Genomic DNA, 18,041 nt, shown 5'->3' on the forward strand with positions numbered 1-18,041 from the left:
TCACCACCCCGTCGCCGGTGCAGCCTGACCACTGAAGAAAGCGATGCGGCCGAGCCCCCGACGATCGGGTTCTGCCCATGTATCGGCCGCACCTGCCAATTGCTTGAATGCCTGTGACGAGCGACTGCCCGGGGCCATGTCCACCACCGCGTTCTGGCGGCGGATGGCCTGGCGCAGACGCTCGTCCTGCGGCACCCAACCCATGAAATCCAGCATCACATCGAGGAACCGGTCGGTCACCCGGGCCAGCTTCTGGTGCAGCGCGCGGGCTTCGCCCAGGTTGCGCACCATGTTGGCCACCATGTGCAGCCGCTTCACCCCGAAATCCCGGCTGAGCACCTTGGCCATCGCATAGGCGTCGGTGATCGAAGCCGGCTCGTCGCACACCACCAGCAGCACGTCGTCGGCCGCGGCGGCGAACATCGACACCGAGTCGGAAATGCCGGCGGCGGTGTCCACCAGCAGGAAATCCGGTACCTGCGGCAGCTCGTCGAAGGCGCGGATCACCGCGGCCTGCTCGCCCGAGCCCATCTGCGCCAGCCGACGCGCGCCGGAACCGGCGGGAATCACCTTCAGCCCGTGCGGCGCCTCCATCACCAGGTCCTGCAGGCTGCACTGGCCGTCGAGCATGTGGCCGAGGTGGCGCGAGGGCGCCAGGCCGAGCAGCACGTCGACGTTGGCCAGGCCCACGTCGGCATCCAGCAGCAGCGTGTCGCGCCCCATCATCGCCAGGGTCATGCCCAGGTTCACCGCCACCGTGGTCTTGCCCACGCCACCCTTGCCGCCGCACACGGCGATGGTGCGGCAGCGGTGGCCGGAGATGCGCCGATCGAGATTGGCCGCCTGCGTCCCGACGCCATGGTCGGGGGTGACGATGCCGGTGTCGGTGATCGACGAAACCATCTGCTTGAGTCCCCAGGCCTGATTCATGGAAGGCGCATGCGCATCCGCCGCGGCGCCGGAAAAGTCGTTGAGGGTGGACAACGCGCTCATGCGTGGGCCACCTGGAAACCGAAGCGCTCGGCCAGCATGCCGTCGTCCAGCGGCGGCGCGGCTGTCTTCAGCGCGTGCGCGGCGCGCAGCACCAGCACGCGGGCGTCGGCCACGGCGAGGTCTTCCGGCACGCGCTGGCCGTCGGTGGTGTAGTCCAGCGGCAGCCTGTGGCGGATCAGCACCGACAACGCGCCACCGAGGTTCGGCGCCTCGTCGAGCTTGGTCAGCACCACGCTGGCCGGCTCCAGCGGCATGTAGGCGCGCACCGATTCCTCCAGCGACTGCGACTGCGAATTGGCCGCCAGCACCAGCGAGATGCGCAACGCGATGCCGTCGCTGTGGGCGACCTCGTTGAGCACATCCATCTGCTGCTCCAGCCGCGGATCGGTGCCGGACACGCCGGCGGTGTCGATCAGCACGGTGTGCTTGCCCTTCAACATCTCCAGCACCTGGCGCAGGCTCGCCGCGTCGTCGGCCGGGTACACGCGCACGCCCATCAGGCGGCCGTAGTGCTCCAGCTGGGCGGCGGCGCCGATGCGGTAGTGGTCGGTGCTGACCAGCGCCACGTTGGCGGCGCCGTGACGCACCACCGCCCTGGCGGCGAGTTTGGCAATCGTGGTGGTCTTGCCCACGCCGGTCGGACCGACCAGGGCGGTCATTCCGCCATCGCTGTCGCCGCGGCCGCTGATCGCCACGCTGCGGCTGAGCATGCCCAGCGGCAGGTAGCGCGCCTGTTCGGCACTGATCTGTTCGGGCAGGTCGTCGGCGAGCTTGCGGGCGACGTCGGCGTCGATGCCCAGGCGGGTGAGTTCACGCAGTACGCGGGCGCGCAGCGGGTGGCGGCGCTCCATGTCGTTCCAGGCCAGGCTGGACAGCTGCATTTCCAGCATCTCGCGCAGGAAGCCCAGCTCGGCGCGCATGCGCGCGGTGTCCTGCATGGCGCGCTCGATGGCCGGGTGCACGGTCGGGGCCTCGTTCGCGGCAGCCTTCGCCTCGGCCGGCGCCGGGGCGGGGACCGGAGCCGGGGCCGATGGGGTCGCCGCGGCAGGCTTCGGCGCCGGCGCGGTCTCCGCGGCCACCGGGGCGGCGCTGCGACGCGCCACCGGCATGGCGACGCGTGCCGGCGCGTTCGAGGCGTTCGATGCGGGTGCGGCCGGCGGGACCGGGGCACGGCGGACCGCCTGCGACAGGGCCACGGTGTCCTCCGCCACATCCTCACCATAGGGACGCGCCGGCGCAGCGGGCCGGGATGCCGGCGGCAGCCGATCGGCCGGCGCAGCGACGGCGGCGGGCGTTGCCTCGGCGGTCGGCTCCGGGGTGTCCTGCAGCAGGCGACGGCCGAGGCGACCGTGACGGGCGGCCGGCACGTGTTCGGCCGGCGTCGGCAGTTTGACTTCCGGCGTCGGTGCCACGTCACTGGCGGCCGGGGCGCCGTGGCGGGCAGCCTCGCGCACCAGCGCCTCGTCGTAGTCCAGTGCGGCGATGATCTCGATGCCTTCGGGCAGGCGACGGGTGGACAGGATCACCGCATCGGGGCCCTGCTCCTCACGCACCAGGCGCATGGCCTGGCGCATGTCCGGGGCGACGAAACGTTTGATCTTCATGCGTGCTTGCTCCGCGGCGAAGGCCGAAGGATCGGCGCCGGCGCACGGGTGGCGGCGCGGCGAACCGGGGTGTCGGTCAGGACGAGGATCCCGGCGGGATGACCCGCTACGCGGTGCCAGTCCTGCGCGGCCGGACGGCGGTGGTCCGCGTTCGGCCCGCTCGTGACGTGTCGGTCAGTGCTCATGTCGGATTCCTCGCTCAGCGTCCCAGCGCCTGCACCAGCCGCACCCGGCGGTTGTCAGGCACCTCGTTGTAAGCGAGTACGTGCAGGTTCTGTGCCACGTGGCGGGTGAAGCGCGCGAGCCACGGCCGCAGCGGCGGCGAAACGAGCAGCACGGCCGGTTCGCCGCTCATTTCCTGCTTGCGCGCGGCCTCGGCCACGCCCTGCTGCAGGCGGTCGGCCAGGCCCGGCTCCACCGCGGCGCCGGTGCCGCCGCTGCCGGTGAGCGACTGGGTGAGGATCTGCTCCAGCTCCGGCGCCAGCGTGATGACCGGCACCTCGGTGCCCAGCCCGGTGATCTCCTGCACGATCTGCCGGCCCAGGGTGACGCGGACGGCGGAGGTGAGGACGCCGGGATCCTGACTCTGGCTGGCGTGCTCCGCCAACGATTCGACGATCGAGCGCATGTTGCGGATCGGCACCCGCTCGGCCAGCAGGTTCTGCAGCACCTTGACCACCGTGCCCAGCGGCAGGCGCTTGGGCACCAGGTCTTCGACCAGCTTCGGCGCGCTCTGCGCCAGGCGGTCGAGCAGCTGCTGCACGTCCTGGTGGCTGAGCAGCTCGTGGGCATGGTTGCCCAGGATGTGCGAGAGGTGGGTGGCGACCACGGTGGCCGGATCGACCACCGTGTAGCCGAGCGACTGCGCGTTGTCGCGCTGGCCCTGCTCGATCCACACCGCCTCCAGCCCGAACGCCGGATCGCGCGTGGCGATGCCGGGCACCTGGCCGTGCACCTGGCCGGGGTTGATCGCCAGCAGGCGCTCGGTGTGCACCTCGGCCTCGCCCATCGGCACGCCCATCAGGGTGATGCGGTAGGTGTTGGGGCCCAGGTCCAGGTTGTCGCGGATGTGCACCGGCGGCACCAGGAAGCCCAGCTCCTGCGACAGCTTGCGGCGCACCGACTTGATCCGCCCCATCAGCTCGCCGCCCTGGTGGGTGTCCACCAGCGGGATCAGCCGGTAGCCCACTTCCAGGCCCAGCGGATCGACGCTGGCGACGTCCTCCCAGCCCAGCTCCAGGCGCTCGGTGGGCGCGGCCGGTGCCGGTACGTCGGCGGCCTGCTGCGCCACGCGCGCGGCGGCATCGCGCTCGCGCCGGAGCATCAGCCATGCGGCCGCGCCACAGGTGCAGGCGAGCAGCAGGAAGGCGATGTTCGGCATGCCCGGCACCAGGCCCATGACGCCCAGCACGGCACCGGCCACCGCCAGCGCGCGCGGCTGGCCGAAGATCTGCGACACCAGCTGCTTGCCCATGTCCTGCGCCTTGGACACGCGGGTGACGATCACCGCGGCAGCGATCGACAGCATCAGCGACGGCACCTGCGCCACCAGGCCGTCGCCGATGGTCAGCAGGGTGTAGGTCCTGGCCGCCTCGCTGGCCGACAGGCCGTGCTGCAGCACGCCGACGAAGAAGCCGCCGACGATGTTGATGATCAGGATCAGGATGCCGGCGGTGGCGTCGCCGCGGACGAACTTCGACGCACCGTCCATCGAACCGTAGAAGTCCGCTTCCTCGCGCACTTCCTGGCGGCGCTCGCGCGCCTGTTCCTGGGTCAGCAGGCCGGCGTTGAGGTCGGCGTCGATCGCCATCTGCTTGCCGGGCATCGCGTCCAGGGTGAAGCGGGCGGTCACTTCCGACACGCGGGTGGCGCCCTTGGTGACCACCACGAAGTTGATGATGGTGAGGATCGCGAACACCACCAGGCCGACCGCGAAGTTGCCGCCGATGACGAACTCGCCGAACGCCTCGATCACCTTGCCGGCGGCGCCGGGGCCGTCGTGGCCGTGCATCAGCACCACGCGGGTGGAGGCGATGTTCAGCGCCAGGCGCAGCAGCGTGGCCATCAGCACCACGGTCGGGAAGGCGGCGAACTCCAGCGGCCGCATCACGTAGATCACCGCCAGCAGGATCACCAGCGACAGCGCGATGTTGAAGCTGAACAGCATGTCCAGCAGGAACGGCGGCAGCGGCAGCATGATCATCGCCAGCGCCGCCAGCAGGATCACCGGTGCCCCTATGCCACGTCGTCCGATCTGCTTGAGGTTATCGAGTGCGACGGTGGCCATGCGCGTATCCCTAGAGCTTGTATGGACCCATCAGGTCCGGATCGATGTCCGGCTGGGGCGGCTTCGGCGGGGCGTCGCCCCGGGCCGTGGCCGTCTTCAGCTGGAAGACGTAGGCCAGAATCTGCGCCACCGCGACATACAGCGACGCGGGGATTTCCCGACCCAGCTCGGTCGTTGCATACAAAGCGCGTGCCAACGGCGGCGCCTCGACCAGCGGAATGCGATGGCCGCTCGCCACGGCGCGGATCTGCTGGGCCATCACGTCCACGCCCTTGGCGATCACGCGCGGCGCGCCGAAGCGGTTTTCGTCGTATTTCAGGGCCACCGCGAAGTGGGTCGGGTTGGTCACCACGACGTCGGCGGTGGGCAGGTCCTGCATCATCCGGCGCTGCGCCATCTGGTACTGCACCTGGCGGATGCGGCCCTTGAGCTCGGGGTTGCCCTCAGTCTCCTTGGCTTCGTCCTTCAGCTCCTGCTTGGTCATGCGCAGGCGCTTGTTGTGGTCGAAGCGCTGGTACAGCGCGTCGAAGCCGCCGATCAGTCCCAGGATCACCCCGAAGGTGAGCGCGGCGCGGCCCAGCAGGCCGATCGCCGAGGCGATGCCGAAGCCGACATCGCCGCGGCCGGTCGTCAATAATTCGCCTTCCCAGTGACGTAAAAGCAGCACCAGCGCGAAGCCGATCAGGGTCAGCTTGACCAGCGCCTTGCCCAGCTCCACCACGCCGCGCATGGCGAAGATCCGGCCCAGGCCGGCGATCGGGTCCATCCGCTCGAACTTCGGCTGCAGCGCCTCGGCGCTGAAGTTGAGGCCACCGAGCAGGATCGGCCCGGCCAGGGTGGCCAGCACTGTGGCGATCGCCACCGGTGCGAACATCGCCAGCGCCTCGCTCAACGCCTCGTGCAGTGCCCGCCCGGGCAAGGCCTCGGAGAACAGCGCGTCGCGGCTGTAATGCAGTCCCAGGCCATAGATGGCCCGGGCGTGCTCCATCGCCGAGGGCGCGGTGGCCATCAGCGCGGCCACGCCGGCCAGCACCACCAGCGCACCGGACAGGTCGCGCGATCGCGGGACGTCGCCTTTTTCGCGTGCTTCCTTGAGGCGTTTTTCGGAAGGTTGTTCGGTGCGGTCTTCGGCGCTGCTCTCGTCGCTCACGGCGCGCCCCTCGCCAGGTCACCCATCAGCGACCAGGCCTTGTCGGTCAACGATTCGAAGGCACCGGGTAGGCTGCGCAGCGACAGCCACAGCACCACCATGCCCAGCGTGACGGTGATCGGGAAGCCCACCGCGAACAGGTTCATCGACGGCGCGGCACGGCTGATCGCGGCAAAGCCGATGTTCACCACCAGCAGCGAGGTCACCGCCGGCAGCGCCACACGCACCGCTCCGGCGAACAGCTGGGTGCCGAACATCACCACCGCATGCAGCGCGTCAGGCCCCAGCACGCCGTGCCCCGGCGGCAGCGTGCGGAAGCTCTCGGCCAGCAGCGCGACCAGCTGCAGGTGGCCGTTCATCGTCAGGAAGATCAGGGTCACCAGGATCATGTAGAGCTGGCTCAGCGACGGCGTGCTGCCACCGCCCTCCGGGTTCACCACCTCGGAAAAGCCCAGGCTCATGCTCTGCGCCACCAGCTGGCCGCCAAAGGCGACCGCCTCGAACACCAGCCGCAGCACGAAACCGATCGCCGCGCCGATCAGCACCTGGCCGACCATGGTGCCCACGCCGGCGGCCGACAGCGGATCGACCGCGGCCGGCGACAACGGGGCCATCACCAGGGTGAGCATCACGGTGATGCCGACGCGGATGCGCGCCGGCAGCATGGGGTTGCCGAATACCGGCGCCACCAGCATCAGGCCACCGACCCGACCCAGCGCCCACAGCAGCGAGCCGACCCACTGCTGCAGCTGGACCAGGTCGATCTCGGTCACTTGATCGCCCCGGGCAAGCCGGTGATCAGGTCGTGGGTGAAGCGCACCAGGGTGCGCAGCATCCACGGGCCGGTGATCAGCGCCACCGCGGCCATCGCGATCAGCTTCGGGATGAAGCTCAGCGTCATCTCGTTGATCTGGGTGGCCGCCTGGATCACGCCGATCAGCAGGCCGACGGCCAGCGCGGTGAGCAGCAGCGGCGCGGCGACCAGCATGGCGACGTACAGCGCGTGCTGGCCGAACTGGATGACCGATTCGGGAGTCATGGCCGTGCGATACCCCGGCAGGAGCCCACCCTGTGGGCGATGGATGGTGCTACGCAGCCAGTGCGGTCGCCCACACGGTGGGCTCCTACAAGGCGTGCGGGCATCGGGCCGAAATGCATGACGGATTCAGGAGCGTCGCGACATCCCCTGTAGGAGCCCACCCTGTGGGCGATGGATGGTGCTGCGTAGCCGGAACGGTCGCCCACAGGGTGGGCTCCTACCGGGCGTCGGTGGTGTGCGGGACTCATGTGTAGAAGCTCCCGGCCAGGGTGCCGATGAGCAGCGTCCAGCCGTCGACCAGCACGAACAGCATGATCTTGAACGGCAGCGAGATGATCATCGGCGAGACCATCATCATGCCCATCGACATCAGCACGCTGGCCACCACCAGGTCGATGATCAGGAACGGGATGAACAGCAGGAAGCCCATCTGGAACGCGGTCTTGAGCTCACTGGTGACGAAGGCCGGCATCGCCACGCGCAGCGGCACGGCATCCTTGCTGGCGTAGGGCTGGTCGCCGGCCAGGTGGGTGAACATCTGCAGGTCGGCGTCGCGGGTCTGGTCGAGCATGAAGCGCTTGAACGGCGCGGTGGCCGCCGGCAGCGCCTGCTCGGCGGTGAGCTGGCCGTCCATGTACGGCTTCACGCCGTCGGTGTACGCCTTGTTCATCACCGGCGACATCACGAACAGGGTCAGGAACAGCGCCAGTCCCAGCAGCACCTGGTTCGGCGGCGTGGACTGGGTGCCCAGCGCCTGGCGCAGGAAGCCGAGCACGATGATGATCCGGGTGAACGAGGTCATCATCAGCAGCACGGCCGGCAGCAGGGTCAGCACCGTCATCAGTGCCAGCACCTGCAGCGACAGGGTCCAGTTCTGGCCGCCGCCCGGTGCGGCCTTCACGGTGAGCACCGGGATGCCGGCGCCGGTGGCGGACGGCAGGGTCGGCATGCTGATCGCCGACGTGGAGGGGGCGGTCGCCGGTGTGGACTGCGGCGCGGCATGGCCAACCAGCGGCAGCAGCGCCAGCACCAGCAGCAGCACCAGCTGCGCGAGACGGAGGGAGAGGCGCGGCGCGATCATGGCGTGCGCTTCCAGCGGTTGAGCAGTTCGGCGAAACCGGGCACCGGTACGGCCGGCGGAGCGGCCTCTTCCGGCGGCGGCAGCTCGCCATCGAACACGTGCAGGGTGCGCAACCCGCCCGGGCCGGCCCCGACCAGCAGGCGCTTGCCGTGGGCCTCGAGCAGCAGCACGCGGTCGCGCGCACCGACTGCCAGCGTCTCCACGCAGCGGATGCGCCGGCCGCCGGGCACGGTACGCGCCTGCAGGCGCTTGCTGAGCCAGCCGGCGGCGAAGATCAGGCCGATGATGCCGGCCAGGCTGAGCACCACGCGCAGCAGCTCGGCGCCGACGTTGAAGTCGGTCGCCGTGTTGGCGGCGGCGGCCGCGGCCGGCGCGGCCTGGGCAAGAAGGGTGAGCACGGTGCGGTCCGCCTCAGCGCAGCTTGCGCACGCGCTCGGCGGGGCTGATCACGTCGGTCAGGCGGATGCCGAACTTCTCGTTGATCACCACCACCTCGCCGTGGGCAACCAGGGTGCCGTTGACGAACACGTCCAGCGGCTCGCCGGCGGCTCGATCCAGCTCCACCACCGAGCCCTGGTTGAGCTGCAGCAGATTACGGATGCTGATGCGGGTGCGGCCGACCTCCATCGCCAACGTGACCGGCACGTCGAGGATCATGTCGAGGTTGACGTCGTGGTGGTCCATGTTTTCCAGCGGAACGCGCTCGGCGGCGGCCTGGGCGGCTTCGGGCGTGGTGCTCATGACGGGTTCTGCTCCATGGAGAAATCACTGTTCAGGCGCGCCTCGCGGCGGCCGGCGGGGGCTTGGAATCGCACGGCCTTGTGGCCGTTGGTCTGGCCGTAGCGGCCGCGGAAGATCGGCACGTCCTCGGCGAATACGGTGGTCAGGTCGGGCATCGGCACCGGGATCACGTCGCCCGGGCGCAGCTGCAGGAAGTCGCCGATCGCCAGCTCGGTCTCCAGCAGCAGCGAGGTGATCTCGACCTCGGCATCGAGGATTTCCTCGTGCAGGGTCTCGCTCCAGCGGTCGTCGCGGTCGACGCGGTCGCTCTGCACGCCGGCGTCGAGCAGGGTGCGGATCGGCTCGACCATGGCGTACGGCAGGGTCAGGTGGATCTCGCCGCCGCCGCCGTCCAGCTCCACGTGGAAGCGCGACACCACCACCGTCTCGGTCGGGCTGACGATGTTGGCGAACTGCGGGTTGATTTCCGAATTGAGGTATTCGAACTCCAGCGGCAGCACCGGTGCCCAGGCCTCGACCATGGCGGCGAACAGCTCGACCAGCATGATCTGGATCACCCGGTTCTCGGTGGCGGTGAAGTCGCGACCCTCGATGCGCGCATGGAAGCGTCCGTCGCCACCGAAGAAGTTGTCGATCACGGTGAACACCAGCCGCGGCTCCATCACCACCAGCGCGGTGCCGCGCAGCGGCTTGATCCGCACCAGGTTGAGGTTGCTGGGCACGGCCAGGCCGTGCACGTACTCGGCGAACTTGACCATCTTCACGCCCAGCACCGAGACCTCGGCGGTCTTGCGCAGCACGTTGAACACGCCGGTGCGGAAGTAGCGCGCGAAACGGTCGTTGACCATCTCCAGCGTCGGCAGGCGGCCGCGCACGATGCGGTCCTGCTGGGTGAAGTCGTACTGGATGACGGCATCGCGCGGCATCGGCTCGTCGGTCTCGGTCTCGACCGCGCCGCCCTCCACGCCGTTGAGGAGGGCATCGATCTCGTCCTGGGAAAGCAGGTCGCTCATCGCCGGTCTCCGTCGATCACTGCATCACGAAACTGGTGAAGTACAGGGCATCGATGCCCGGCTTGCCGGTGCGCTCCTGCACGATCTTCTGCACCGCGGCCAGCGCCTGCGCCTGCAGCTTTTCCTTGCCGGCCGCATCGATCAGGCTGGTGTAGCTCTGGCCGCTGAACAGCAGCAGCAGCTGGTTGCGGATCACCGGCTGGGCCTCCTTGGCAGCGTCCAGCGCCGACTGCTCGTGGCTCATCAGGGTCACGCCCACCTGCAGGTAGCGCGCGGACTGGTCGTCGCGGAAATTGACCACGAAGGCCGGATCCAGCGGCAGGAACAGCTCGGGCTTCTTCTTTTCGGCGGCCTGCTCGGCGGCCTTGTCCGCCGGCGCGTGCTTGGGCCCGAAGGCGGCGTACAGACCGGCACCCGCACCACCGAGCACCAGCAGGGCGACGATGATGAGAATGATCAGCCGGCCGCGCTTCGGCTTGGGCGGAGCGCTGGCGGATTCGGGTGCGTCGTTGTCCATGTAACCCTCGGATGGATGCGGATGTAACGGGTCCCGCGCCGGGCGGGACATTCCGAGGGGAAATTAGCAAACGGCGTGCCATGCGCGAGGAACCGCACGGGAATGCGCCATGGCGGCGGTCGCGGCAGTTTCTTGACGCCCGCCGGAAAGCCCGCGCGTCGACTTCGCGACGGTATCGCGCCGGACCCGGCAGGCCCGGCGTCAGCGTTCCGTCAGCGCAGCGCTTCGGGCACCGGCGGCAGGATCAGCATCGCGTCGCCGTAGGAGAAGAAGCGGTAGCGCCCGGCCACCGCATGGCGGTAGGCCGCCAGCATGAACTCGCGCCCGGCCAGCGCCGACACCAGCATCAGCAGGGTCGACTGCGGCAGGTGGAAATTGGTGATCAACCCGTCGATGCTGGAAAAGCGGTAGCCGGGGAAGATGAAGATCTGCGTCTCGCCGGCGAACGGGTGCAGCTCGCCGTCCACGCTGGCGCTTTCCAGCGCCCGGACCACGGTGGTGCCGACCGCGATCACCCGTCCGCCGGCCGCCCGCGTGCGGCGCACCTGTTCCACCAGGTGGGCGCCGACGTTGAGCCACTCGCGGTGCATGTGGTGGTCCTTGATGTCGTCGGCCCGCACCGGCTGAAACGTGCCGGCGCCCACGTGCAGCGTCACGTAGCCGGACTGCACGCCCTTCTCGCGCAGGCGCGCCAGCATCTCCTCGTCGAAGTGCAGGCCGGCCGTGGGCGCGGCCACGGCCCCCGGCTCACGGGCATAGACGGTCTGGTAGCGCTCCAGGTCGCTGGCCTCGGCACTGCGCTCGATGTACGGCGGCAGCGGCATCTCGCCGAGCTTGTGCAGCAGCTTCTCCAGCGGCTCGTGCGACTCGAAGCGCAGGCGGAAGAACGCATCTTCGCGGCCCAGCACCACCGCGTGGCTGCCGTCGCCCAGCTCGATCCGCCCGCCTTCCTTCGGCTTCTTGCTCACGCCCAGCTGCACCACCGCCTCGTGCGCACCGGTGACGCGCTCGATCAGGATCTCCACCGCGCCGCCGGTGTCCTTGCGGCCGTACAGCCTCGCCGGCAGCACGCGGGTGTCGTTGAACACCAGCAGGTCGCCGGGACGCAGGAACTCCGGCAGCTCGCGGAACATCCGGTCGCTCATCGTGCCGGCGGCGGCATCCAGATGCAGCAGGCGGCTGGCCGAGCGCTCGGGCAGCGGCGCCTGGGCGATCAGCGCATTGGGCAGGTCGAAATCGAAATCGGACTTCTTCACGGGTTACGTCACCAACAACCCCGCCGGGCGCGGGAAAGCGGGGATTATCCCGCACCGCGCCGTACGGGGCACGCACGCGTGGAACAATGCCCGCTGCCCCCGCCATTGCATGCCGCATGTCCCGACTCTTCGCAGACTGGCGCGACCGCCCCACCCACCAACAGGTGTGGGCGCTGGCCGCGCCGATGATCGCCTCCAACCTCACCGTGCCGCTGGTGGCGCTGGTGGACAGCACCGTGGCCGGGCATCTCGCCCACGCCGGCCAGCTCGGCGCGGTGGCGGTGGGCAGCGCGGTGTATGGCTTGCCGATCTGGATCTTCGGCTTCCTGCGCATGGGCACGATCGGCTTCGCCGCGCAGGCCGGCGGCCGGCGCGACGGCGATGCGCTGCGCCGGCTGCTGGTGCAGGCGCTGGGGCTGGCGGTCGGCCTGGCCCTGCTCACGATCGGGCTCGCCCTGCCCCTGCTCGGCCCGCTGCTGCAGCTGATGAAGCCCTCGGCGACGCTGGATGCGCTGACCCGCAGCTACCTGCAGATCCGCCTGTTCGGCCTGCCCGCCGCGCTGATGAACGCGGCCCTGGCCGGCTGGTTCCTCGGCATGCACCGGCCTCGGCTGGCACTGCGGGTGACCGTGCTGACCAACCTGGCGAACATCGCGCTGAACCTGCTGTTCGTGCTGGGACTGCGCTGGGGCGTGCCCGGCATCGCGGCCGCCTCGGCCTGCGGCGAATGGCTGGGCGCGCTGGCCGGACTCGCCGCCATCCGCGGCCAGCTGCAACGCTTCCCGGGACATCTGCATCCGTCGGCGCTGCGTCGCTGGTCAGCCTGGCGGCCGCTGCTCGGGGTCAACCGCGACATCCTGATCCGCAGTCTGGCATTGCAGGGCGTGTTCTTCGCCGTCACCGTGCTGGGCACGCGGCTGGGCGACACGGTGGTCGCCGCCAACGCGCTGCTGCTGAACGGACTGATGGTCGCCGCGTTCGCGCTGGATGGGCTGGCCAATGCGGTGGAGGCGCTGGCCGGCCATGCCGTGGGTGCGCGCGACGGCAACGCGCTGCGCCGCGCGTTGGTGGTCGCCGGCGGCTGGTCGCTGCTCGGCAGCCTGGCGTTCGCCCTGCTGTTCGCGCTGGGCGGGCACGCGTTCGTCGACCTGCAGACCGACATCGCCCCGGTCCGTGCGGTGGCCTACGCCTACCTGCCCTATCTCGCCGTGCTGCCGCTGGTCGGCGTGTGGAGCTACCTGTTCGACGGCCTGTTCGTCGGGGCCACCCGTGCCCGCGAGATGCGCGACACCATGCTGTTCGCCGGTGCAGCGTTCCTGGCGCTGGCGACCGCCCTGCACCCGCTGGGCAACCACGGGCTGTGGCTGGCCTTCCTCGGCTTCATGGCGGTGCGGGCCGGCGCGATGGCGTGGATCGCCCGCCGCATCGCCCATCGCGGCGGCTGGGTGGCGCAGGCCCGCTAGGAGCCGGTCAGAGCCAGCCTTTCTGCCGCGCCAGGCGATAGGCCTCGATGCGATTGCCGACACCGAGCTTACCGATCGCCTCGGACAGGTAATTGCGCACCGTACCGTGAGACAGGTGCAGCTGGGTGGCGATGTCGCTGGCGCTCTGCCCTTCGCCGGCCAGGCGCAGCACCTGGCGCTCGCGGTCGTTCAGCGGATCGGCCTCCGACCAGGCGTCCAGCGCCAGCTGCGGATCGATCGAGCGGCCGCCGCGATGGACCATGCGCAGCGCCTCGGCCAGGTTCTCGGCCGGCGCGTCCTTGAGCAGGTAGCCGGACACGCCGGCCTCCAGCGCACGACGCAGGAAGCCGGGGCGGGCGAAGGTGGTGACGATGATCACCTTGATCGGCAGCTCGTGGCGCTGGATGCGCTGGGCCAGCTCCAGCCCGGTCAGCCCGGGCATCTCGATGTCGGTGACCAGCACGTCCGGCTTCAGCCGCTGGATCTCGCGCCAGGCCGCCTCGCCGTCCGGTGCGCTGCCGAGCACCTCGATGTCGCTTTCCAGGTTGAGCAGCGCCGACAGCGCGCCGCGCACCATCGCCTGATCCTCGGCCAGCAGCACGCGGATCATGCGGCGCTCCCGGCCGCTTGACGACGCGTGCCAGCAGCGGCTGGCGGTTGTGCGGAGATCGCCATCGGTACGGCAACCGTGATCGTGGTGCCTTTGCGCAGCGGGGAATCGATGGCGAGGGTGCCTCCCAGCGCGCGCAACCGCTCGCGCATGCCACTGACGCCGTTGCCATGCGCGGCCAGACCGCCGCAGCCGTTGTCGCTGATCCGCATCCTGAATTCGCCTTCCTCGCTGGAAATCTCGATGCGCGCCTCGGTGGCACGCGCATGCCGGTGGATATTGGTGACCGCCTCGCGCAGCACCAGCGCCAGCGGTGCCTCGACCTCGCGTGGCAGCGCCAGCGATTCGGGCGTACCGCCGCCGAGCAGGATGCCGGACGCCTCGAGCATCAGGCGCGCGGAAACCAGTTCGGCGGCCAGGTCGCCGCGGCGCATGCCGGTGACCGCCGCGCGCACTTCGCCCAGCGCGTGGCGTGCCACGCGCTCGACCTCCTCCATCTCGCGCTGCGCTGCGCTCGCGTCGCGCAGGGCCAGCTTGCGCGCCAGTTCCGACTTGATCGCCACCAGCGACAGCGTATGGCCGAGCAGGTCGTGCAGATCGCGGCCGATGCGCTCGCGCTCGGCCAGCGTGGCCAGCCGGCGCACCTCCTCCTGCGACAGCCGCAGCTCGGCGTCGCGGCGCACGCCGCGCATATAGATGAAATTGCTGAAGCCGCCGAACAGCGAGGTCATCGGCACCACCAGCAGCAGGCTTTTCGGGGCGTCGATCAGCAGCACCACCGGCACGGCCAGCAGCGACGTCACCGCCACCGTAAGCAGCCACAACCGCCAGGAAGGATGAAGCGCCAGGTTGATGCTGGCGATCATCAGGTAGATGAAGGCGGCGCTGTTGAGCGGCCACAGCAACAGGCCGACCGCCACCAGCCCGGCGGCATTCACCATCATCTGCCGCACCGGCATGATGTACATGCGGATGTAGAAGAACAGGTAGAGCACCAGCGAGAGCAGGGTCGGGGCCATCCAGTGCCAGCTGAAGCCTTTCTCCAGGGGGAGCATGATCACCGCGATGAACGAAAACAGCTGCAGCCCGGCCTGCCAGCGCAGGTAGGTGGGCGAGCGCAACCGGCCGAGCAGCGACTCGGGATCGGGCCGGAACAGGCGGTGGAAGGCCGCGGCGAAAGGCCCTTGCCGCATGCACGGCGCCACGGAATGCATCGGCGTGCTCATGCGGCGCTCCTGCCCGCGGCGGGGAGCGACACGATGGCCGATGCCTCTGCCTCGCCCTGTTCCGGCGCAACGATCGGCTCGACCGCCGGCGCGCGCACCCGGATGGTGAGATGGGTGCCGCGCCCGCGCGGCGAATCGATCGCCAGTTGCCCACCGAGCGAACGCACCCGCTCACGCATGCCGCGCAGACCGTTGCCGTCCTCGGCGATGCCGCCGCGGCCGTTGTCGCAGATCTCCATCACCACGTCGCCGTGGTCGCAGCGCAGACGGATCCGCGCCTCGCTGGCGCGGGCATGCCGCACGATGTTGGTCGAGGCCTCGCGGATCACCAGTGCCAGGTGCCGTTCCACGTCTTCGGGCAACGCCGACACGCCCAGCTCGTAATCCAGGTGCACCCGCGACGAGGCCAGCAACAGGCGCGCCGAGGCCAGCTCCGCGGCGAGGTCCGTGGCGCGGATACCGGTCACCGCCGCGCGCACCTCGGCCAGGGCATGCCGGGCCACGGCTTCTGCCTCGCTCATCTCGCGCCGGGCCGCCTCGCTGTCGCGGTCGAACAGCTTGCGCGACAGCTCCAGCTTCAGGGTGATCAGCGACAGCGTATGGCCGAGCAGGTCGTGCAGGTCGCGACCGATCCGCTCGCGCTCGGCAGTGGCGGCAAGCCGGCGCACCTCCTCGTGCGACAGGCGCAGCTCGGCATCCTTTTCGCTGCTGGTCGTCTCGGCGTTGATGATCAGGCCGATGATGTAGGTGACGATCGGCATCGTGAACGTGGCCTGCCACGGGTAGTGCAGCAGCCAGGCCTCGGCAAGCAAGGCCACGTTGAGCCCGGCGAGAGCCAGCATGTAGGTGCGGAACGACATCCGGCAGACGCGCAGCATCACGCAGCCGAACACGAAGTAGGTCATGCCGCTGGGATACCAGGGCAGCAGCACCATGCACAGCACCAGCATGCCCGCCGCGTAGATGGGCGAAGCGCGGCGCGAGGCGATGCAGCACATACCGTACAGCGCCAGGAACACCGGGTAGGACAGCAGCGTGAGCAGTACCCAACGCAGGTTCCACGCGTCGCGGTCGAACACCGGGGTGATGAAGATCCAGGCCGACCACAGCAGGTGCACCGCATCGGTCCACGGCGACTTGCCGCGAGACACGCTTTCGGCCACCAGCGAGTCGGGCGCCGGCTTCATCCAGGCAGGCAGGTTCGCAAGGCGCATGGTCGATCCCCTGCCAGTCAGGCGTGCGGAGGCGGAAGCCATCAGCCTACCCGGCGCAGGCGGCGGGCCGCCAGCACGAGGAAAGCCGCCGCGAACGCGGCCAGCGCCAGCACGTGCGGCCACAGTGCCCCGTGGCCCATGCCCACCGCCGCCAGGGTGAGCTGGTTGAGGTGGTAGCTCGGCCACACCGGCGCCATCGCCTGCAGCGGCTTGGGCAGCATGCTCAACGGCAGCCACAGGCCGGACAGGAAGGCCATCGGCAGGTACACCAGGTTGAGCAGGCCTGGCGCGCCCTGGCCCTTGATCAGGGTGCCGACGAACATGCCCAGCGCGCAGAACGGCAGCACGCCGAAGGCACCGGCGGCCAGCATCGCCAGCACCCTCACCGGTGACAGGGTGACGCCACCGAGGGTCAGGCCAAGGGTGAGCAGCAGCGCCGCCACCAGCGTGGCCATGCCCATCGCCATCACCATCTTGCCGAGCAGGTAGGCCCCGGGCGGCATCGGCAGGGCGCGCTTGAGGGTGAGCAGGCCACCCTCGCGCTCGATCGCCAGCGAGGCGCCAAAGCCGAACAGGCCCGGACCGATCACGCCGAAGGTGGTGTAGCTGGCCAGCAGGTAGCGCGACGCATCGCTGCCGGGGTGGTTCAGCAGCACGCCGAACATCAGGTAGAACACGGTGGAGAACAGCGTCACCGGCAGGATGAACGAGGGTGCGCGCAGGTAGCGCAGGCACTCGCTGCGGATCTCCTGCAGGTAGGCGCCGGCGACGCGGCGCGGCGACATCGTGATCGTGGCGTCCATCAGGCGGCCTCCTTGTCCTGGCGGCTGAGTTCGACGAAGGCTTCGGCCAGGCCGGCGCGACGCACTTCCAGTTCCGACAATGTGGTGTCGGCATCGAGCAGGCGGCGCAACACCGATTCGGCGGCGGCGGTGGTGACCACCAGCCGGCCCTCCTCGCGTCCGGCGGCAGTGACGTGGGTCCACCCGGCCACCGCATCGGCGTCGAGGTCGCTCAGGCAGCGGATGCGGGTCATGCCGACGCGACCGCGCAACTCGTCCACGCTGCCTTCGGTGAGCACCCGGCCCTGCCCCATCACCACCACCCGCTGGGCCAGCGCCTCGGCCTCCTCCAGGTAATGCGTGGTCAGCACCACGGCGCAGCCCTCGCCGACCAGGCTGCGGATCGCCGCCCACAGCTTCTGGCGGGCCTCGATGTCCATGCCCACGGTGGGCTCGTCCAGGAACAGCAGGGCCGGTCGGCCGCACAGCGCCAGCGCAAACTGCACCCGGCGCTGCTGACCGCCGGAGAGCTTGCCGTAGGGCCGGGTCAGCAGGTCGTCGACGCCGGCCAGCGCGGCACTCTCGGCCAGCGGGCGCGGTGCGGGGTAGTAGCTGGCGGTCAGCCGCAGCAGCTCGCCCACGCGCAGGGTGGCGGGTAGCGCCGCCGACTGCAGCATCACGCCGATGCGCCGGCGCGAGACCACATCCTGCGGGTCGCCACCGAACAACCGCGCCTGGCCGGACTGCGGCCGCATCAGGCCGAGCAGCACGCCGATCGAGGTGCTCTTGCCGGCACCGTTGGGACCGAGCAGGGCCAGCAGCTCGCCCGGGCGCACGGCCAGGTCGAGCCCGTCCAGCGCGGTCAGCGCGCCGTAGCGCTGGGTGACGCCGACGAGTTCGGCGACAGGGGGCATCGAAGGGTTCATGGGGCCTCCTTGGGATGGCCACAAAACTAGCCATGGCAGGCACTTGCGGCCACTCGCGGACATCAGCCGACGCACCTGACAGCCGTCATGCGGGGTACCGGGAAATGGCCCCTCGCGCTATCCTTGAGGGATGCCTGAA

Annotated in this window: 18 protein-coding genes; 1 reads left to right on the plus strand and 17 read right to left on the minus strand. The window is 69.9% G+C overall.

The window, feature by feature from the left end:
* The 12 genes from ATSB10_RS09805 to queA all read right to left on the minus strand — a co-directional run bounded on the left by ATSB10_RS09805 (position 1) and on the right by queA (position 11,681).
* Entirely contained in the window at positions 1-993 is a 993-nt protein-coding gene (locus ATSB10_RS09805) for a MinD/ParA family protein (protein WP_083966164.1), read from the minus strand.
* A complete protein-coding gene (gene flhF, locus ATSB10_RS09810) occupies positions 990-2,597 on the minus strand; it encodes a flagellar biosynthesis GTPase FlhF (RefSeq protein ID WP_063672425.1) in 1,608 nt (535 codons plus the stop codon). Before flhF ends, ATSB10_RS09805 begins: the two co-directional genes overlap by 4 nt.
* A 199-nt stretch (positions 2,598-2,796) precedes the next feature.
* Entirely contained in the window at positions 2,797-4,884 is a 2,088-nt protein-coding gene (gene flhA, locus ATSB10_RS09815; RefSeq protein WP_063672427.1) for a flagellar biosynthesis protein FlhA, read from the minus strand.
* A 10-nt stretch (positions 4,885-4,894) separates the two neighbouring features.
* Positions 4,895-6,034, minus strand: coding sequence for a flagellar biosynthesis protein FlhB (flhB, locus tag ATSB10_RS09820; RefSeq protein ID WP_063672429.1), 1,140 nt, complete (start codon positions 6,032-6,034; stop codon positions 4,895-4,897).
* Complete coding sequence (fliR, locus tag ATSB10_RS09825; protein WP_063672431.1) at positions 6,031-6,807, minus strand: flagellar biosynthetic protein FliR; 777 nt, start codon at positions 6,805-6,807, stop codon at positions 6,031-6,033. Before fliR ends, flhB begins: the two co-directional genes overlap by 4 nt.
* A complete protein-coding gene (gene fliQ, locus ATSB10_RS09830) occupies positions 6,804-7,073 on the minus strand; it encodes a flagellar biosynthesis protein FliQ (protein ID WP_017463600.1) in 270 nt (89 codons plus the stop codon). Before fliQ ends, fliR begins: the two co-directional genes overlap by 4 nt.
* Before the next feature lie 244 nt (positions 7,074-7,317).
* Positions 7,318-8,154, minus strand: coding sequence for a flagellar type III secretion system pore protein FliP (fliP, locus tag ATSB10_RS09835; protein WP_063672433.1), 837 nt, complete (start codon positions 8,152-8,154; stop codon positions 7,318-7,320).
* Positions 8,151-8,552: a flagellar biosynthetic protein FliO gene (gene fliO, locus ATSB10_RS09840; protein ID WP_063672435.1), complete on the minus strand. Its 402-nt coding sequence runs from the start codon at positions 8,550-8,552 to the stop codon at positions 8,151-8,153. Before fliO ends, fliP begins: the two co-directional genes overlap by 4 nt.
* Before the next feature lie 13 nt (positions 8,553-8,565).
* Positions 8,566-8,838 (minus strand): flagellar motor switch protein FliN, encoded by a 273-nt coding sequence (gene fliN, locus ATSB10_RS09845; protein ID WP_236886551.1) that lies wholly within the window; start codon positions 8,836-8,838, stop codon positions 8,566-8,568.
* A 53-nt stretch (positions 8,839-8,891) separates the two neighbouring features.
* Complete coding sequence (fliM, locus tag ATSB10_RS09850) at positions 8,892-9,908, minus strand: flagellar motor switch protein FliM (RefSeq protein WP_063672437.1); 1,017 nt, start codon at positions 9,906-9,908, stop codon at positions 8,892-8,894.
* A gap of 16 nt (positions 9,909-9,924) precedes the next feature.
* Complete coding sequence (locus tag ATSB10_RS09855; protein WP_063672438.1) at positions 9,925-10,425, minus strand: flagellar basal body-associated FliL family protein; 501 nt, start codon at positions 10,423-10,425, stop codon at positions 9,925-9,927.
* 212 nt (positions 10,426-10,637) lie between these two features.
* Positions 10,638-11,681: a tRNA preQ1(34) S-adenosylmethionine ribosyltransferase-isomerase QueA gene (gene queA / locus ATSB10_RS09860; protein ID WP_063672440.1), complete on the minus strand. Its 1,044-nt coding sequence runs from the start codon at positions 11,679-11,681 to the stop codon at positions 10,638-10,640.
* Between the two features lie 116 nt (positions 11,682-11,797).
* Between queA and ATSB10_RS09865 the strand changes: the two genes are divergently transcribed.
* Positions 11,798-13,144 carry an MATE family efflux transporter gene (locus tag ATSB10_RS09865; RefSeq protein ID WP_063672442.1) on the plus strand — a complete coding sequence of 449 codons (1,347 nt, stop codon included), beginning with the start codon at positions 11,798-11,800 and terminating at the stop codon, positions 13,142-13,144.
* Between the two features lie 7 nt (positions 13,145-13,151).
* Here ATSB10_RS09865 and ATSB10_RS09870 read toward each other — a convergent pair whose 3' ends face one another.
* Genes ATSB10_RS09870 through ATSB10_RS09890 form a run of 5 tightly spaced genes read right to left on the minus strand, consistent with a single transcriptional unit; the run spans position 13,152 to position 17,902 of the window.
* Positions 13,152-13,754 carry a response regulator transcription factor gene (locus ATSB10_RS09870; RefSeq protein WP_063672444.1) on the minus strand — a complete coding sequence of 201 codons (603 nt, stop codon included), beginning with the start codon at positions 13,752-13,754 and terminating at the stop codon, positions 13,152-13,154.
* Complete coding sequence (locus ATSB10_RS09875; RefSeq protein ID WP_063672446.1) at positions 13,751-14,980, minus strand: sensor histidine kinase; 1,230 nt, start codon at positions 14,978-14,980, stop codon at positions 13,751-13,753. Before ATSB10_RS09875 ends, ATSB10_RS09870 begins: the two co-directional genes overlap by 4 nt.
* On the minus strand, positions 14,977-16,194 hold the full coding sequence (locus ATSB10_RS09880) for a sensor histidine kinase (protein WP_169816712.1): 1,218 nt from the start codon (positions 16,192-16,194) through the stop codon (positions 14,977-14,979). The genes ATSB10_RS09875 and ATSB10_RS09880 overlap by 4 nt, the downstream gene beginning before the upstream one ends.
* 41 nt (positions 16,195-16,235) lie before the next feature.
* Positions 16,236-16,997 carry an ABC transporter permease gene (locus ATSB10_RS09885; protein WP_063672449.1) on the minus strand — a complete coding sequence of 254 codons (762 nt, stop codon included), beginning with the start codon at positions 16,995-16,997 and terminating at the stop codon, positions 16,236-16,238.
* The gene (locus ATSB10_RS09890; RefSeq protein WP_205631043.1) at positions 16,997-17,902 is read right to left on the minus strand and encodes an ABC transporter ATP-binding protein; all 906 of its coding nucleotides are present in this window, start codon (positions 17,900-17,902) and stop codon (positions 16,997-16,999) included. Before ATSB10_RS09890 ends, ATSB10_RS09885 begins: the two co-directional genes overlap by 1 nt.
* Between the last annotated feature and the right edge of the window lie 139 nt (positions 17,903-18,041).

Origin of the sequence: Dyella thiooxydans (genome assembly GCF_001641285.1) — a bacterium.
Lineage (GTDB): Bacteria > Pseudomonadota > Gammaproteobacteria > Xanthomonadales > Rhodanobacteraceae > Dyella_A > Dyella_A thiooxydans.

Excerpts from the sequence above, each read along its gene's own strand:
- ATSB10_RS09865 (WP_063672442.1), top strand. The coding sequence starts at position 11,798 with ATGTCCCGACTCTTCGCAGACTGGCGCGACCGCCCCACCCACCAACAG.
- flhA (WP_063672427.1), bottom strand. The coding sequence starts at position 4,884 with ATGGCCACCGTCGCACTCGATAACCTCAAGCAGATCGGACGACGTGGC.
- ATSB10_RS09855 (WP_063672438.1), bottom strand. The coding sequence starts at position 10,425 with ATGGACAACGACGCACCCGAATCCGCCAGCGCTCCGCCCAAGCCGAAG.
- ATSB10_RS09875 (WP_063672446.1), bottom strand. The coding sequence starts at position 14,980 with ATGAGCACGCCGATGCATTCCGTGGCGCCGTGCATGCGGCAAGGGCCT.
- ATSB10_RS09870 (WP_063672444.1), bottom strand. The coding sequence starts at position 13,754 with ATGATCCGCGTGCTGCTGGCCGAGGATCAGGCGATGGTGCGCGGCGCG.
- ATSB10_RS09890 (WP_205631043.1), bottom strand. The coding sequence starts at position 17,902 with ATGAACCCTTCGATGCCCCCTGTCGCCGAACTCGTCGGCGTCACCCAG.
- ATSB10_RS09885 (WP_063672449.1), bottom strand. The coding sequence starts at position 16,997 with ATGGACGCCACGATCACGATGTCGCCGCGCCGCGTCGCCGGCGCCTAC.
- ATSB10_RS09805 (WP_083966164.1), bottom strand. The coding sequence starts at position 993 with ATGAGCGCGTTGTCCACCCTCAACGACTTTTCCGGCGCCGCGGCGGAT.
- fliP (WP_063672433.1), bottom strand. The coding sequence starts at position 8,154 with ATGATCGCGCCGCGCCTCTCCCTCCGTCTCGCGCAGCTGGTGCTGCTG.
- fliN (WP_236886551.1), bottom strand. The coding sequence starts at position 8,838 with ATGGACCACCACGACGTCAACCTCGACATGATCCTCGACGTGCCGGTC.
- ATSB10_RS09880 (WP_169816712.1), bottom strand. The coding sequence starts at position 16,194 with ATGCGCCTTGCGAACCTGCCTGCCTGGATGAAGCCGGCGCCCGACTCG.
- fliQ (WP_017463600.1), bottom strand. The coding sequence starts at position 7,073 with ATGACTCCCGAATCGGTCATCCAGTTCGGCCAGCACGCGCTGTACGTC.
- fliM (WP_063672437.1), bottom strand. The coding sequence starts at position 9,908 with ATGAGCGACCTGCTTTCCCAGGACGAGATCGATGCCCTCCTCAACGGC.
- flhF (WP_063672425.1), bottom strand. The coding sequence starts at position 2,597 with ATGAAGATCAAACGTTTCGTCGCCCCGGACATGCGCCAGGCCATGCGC.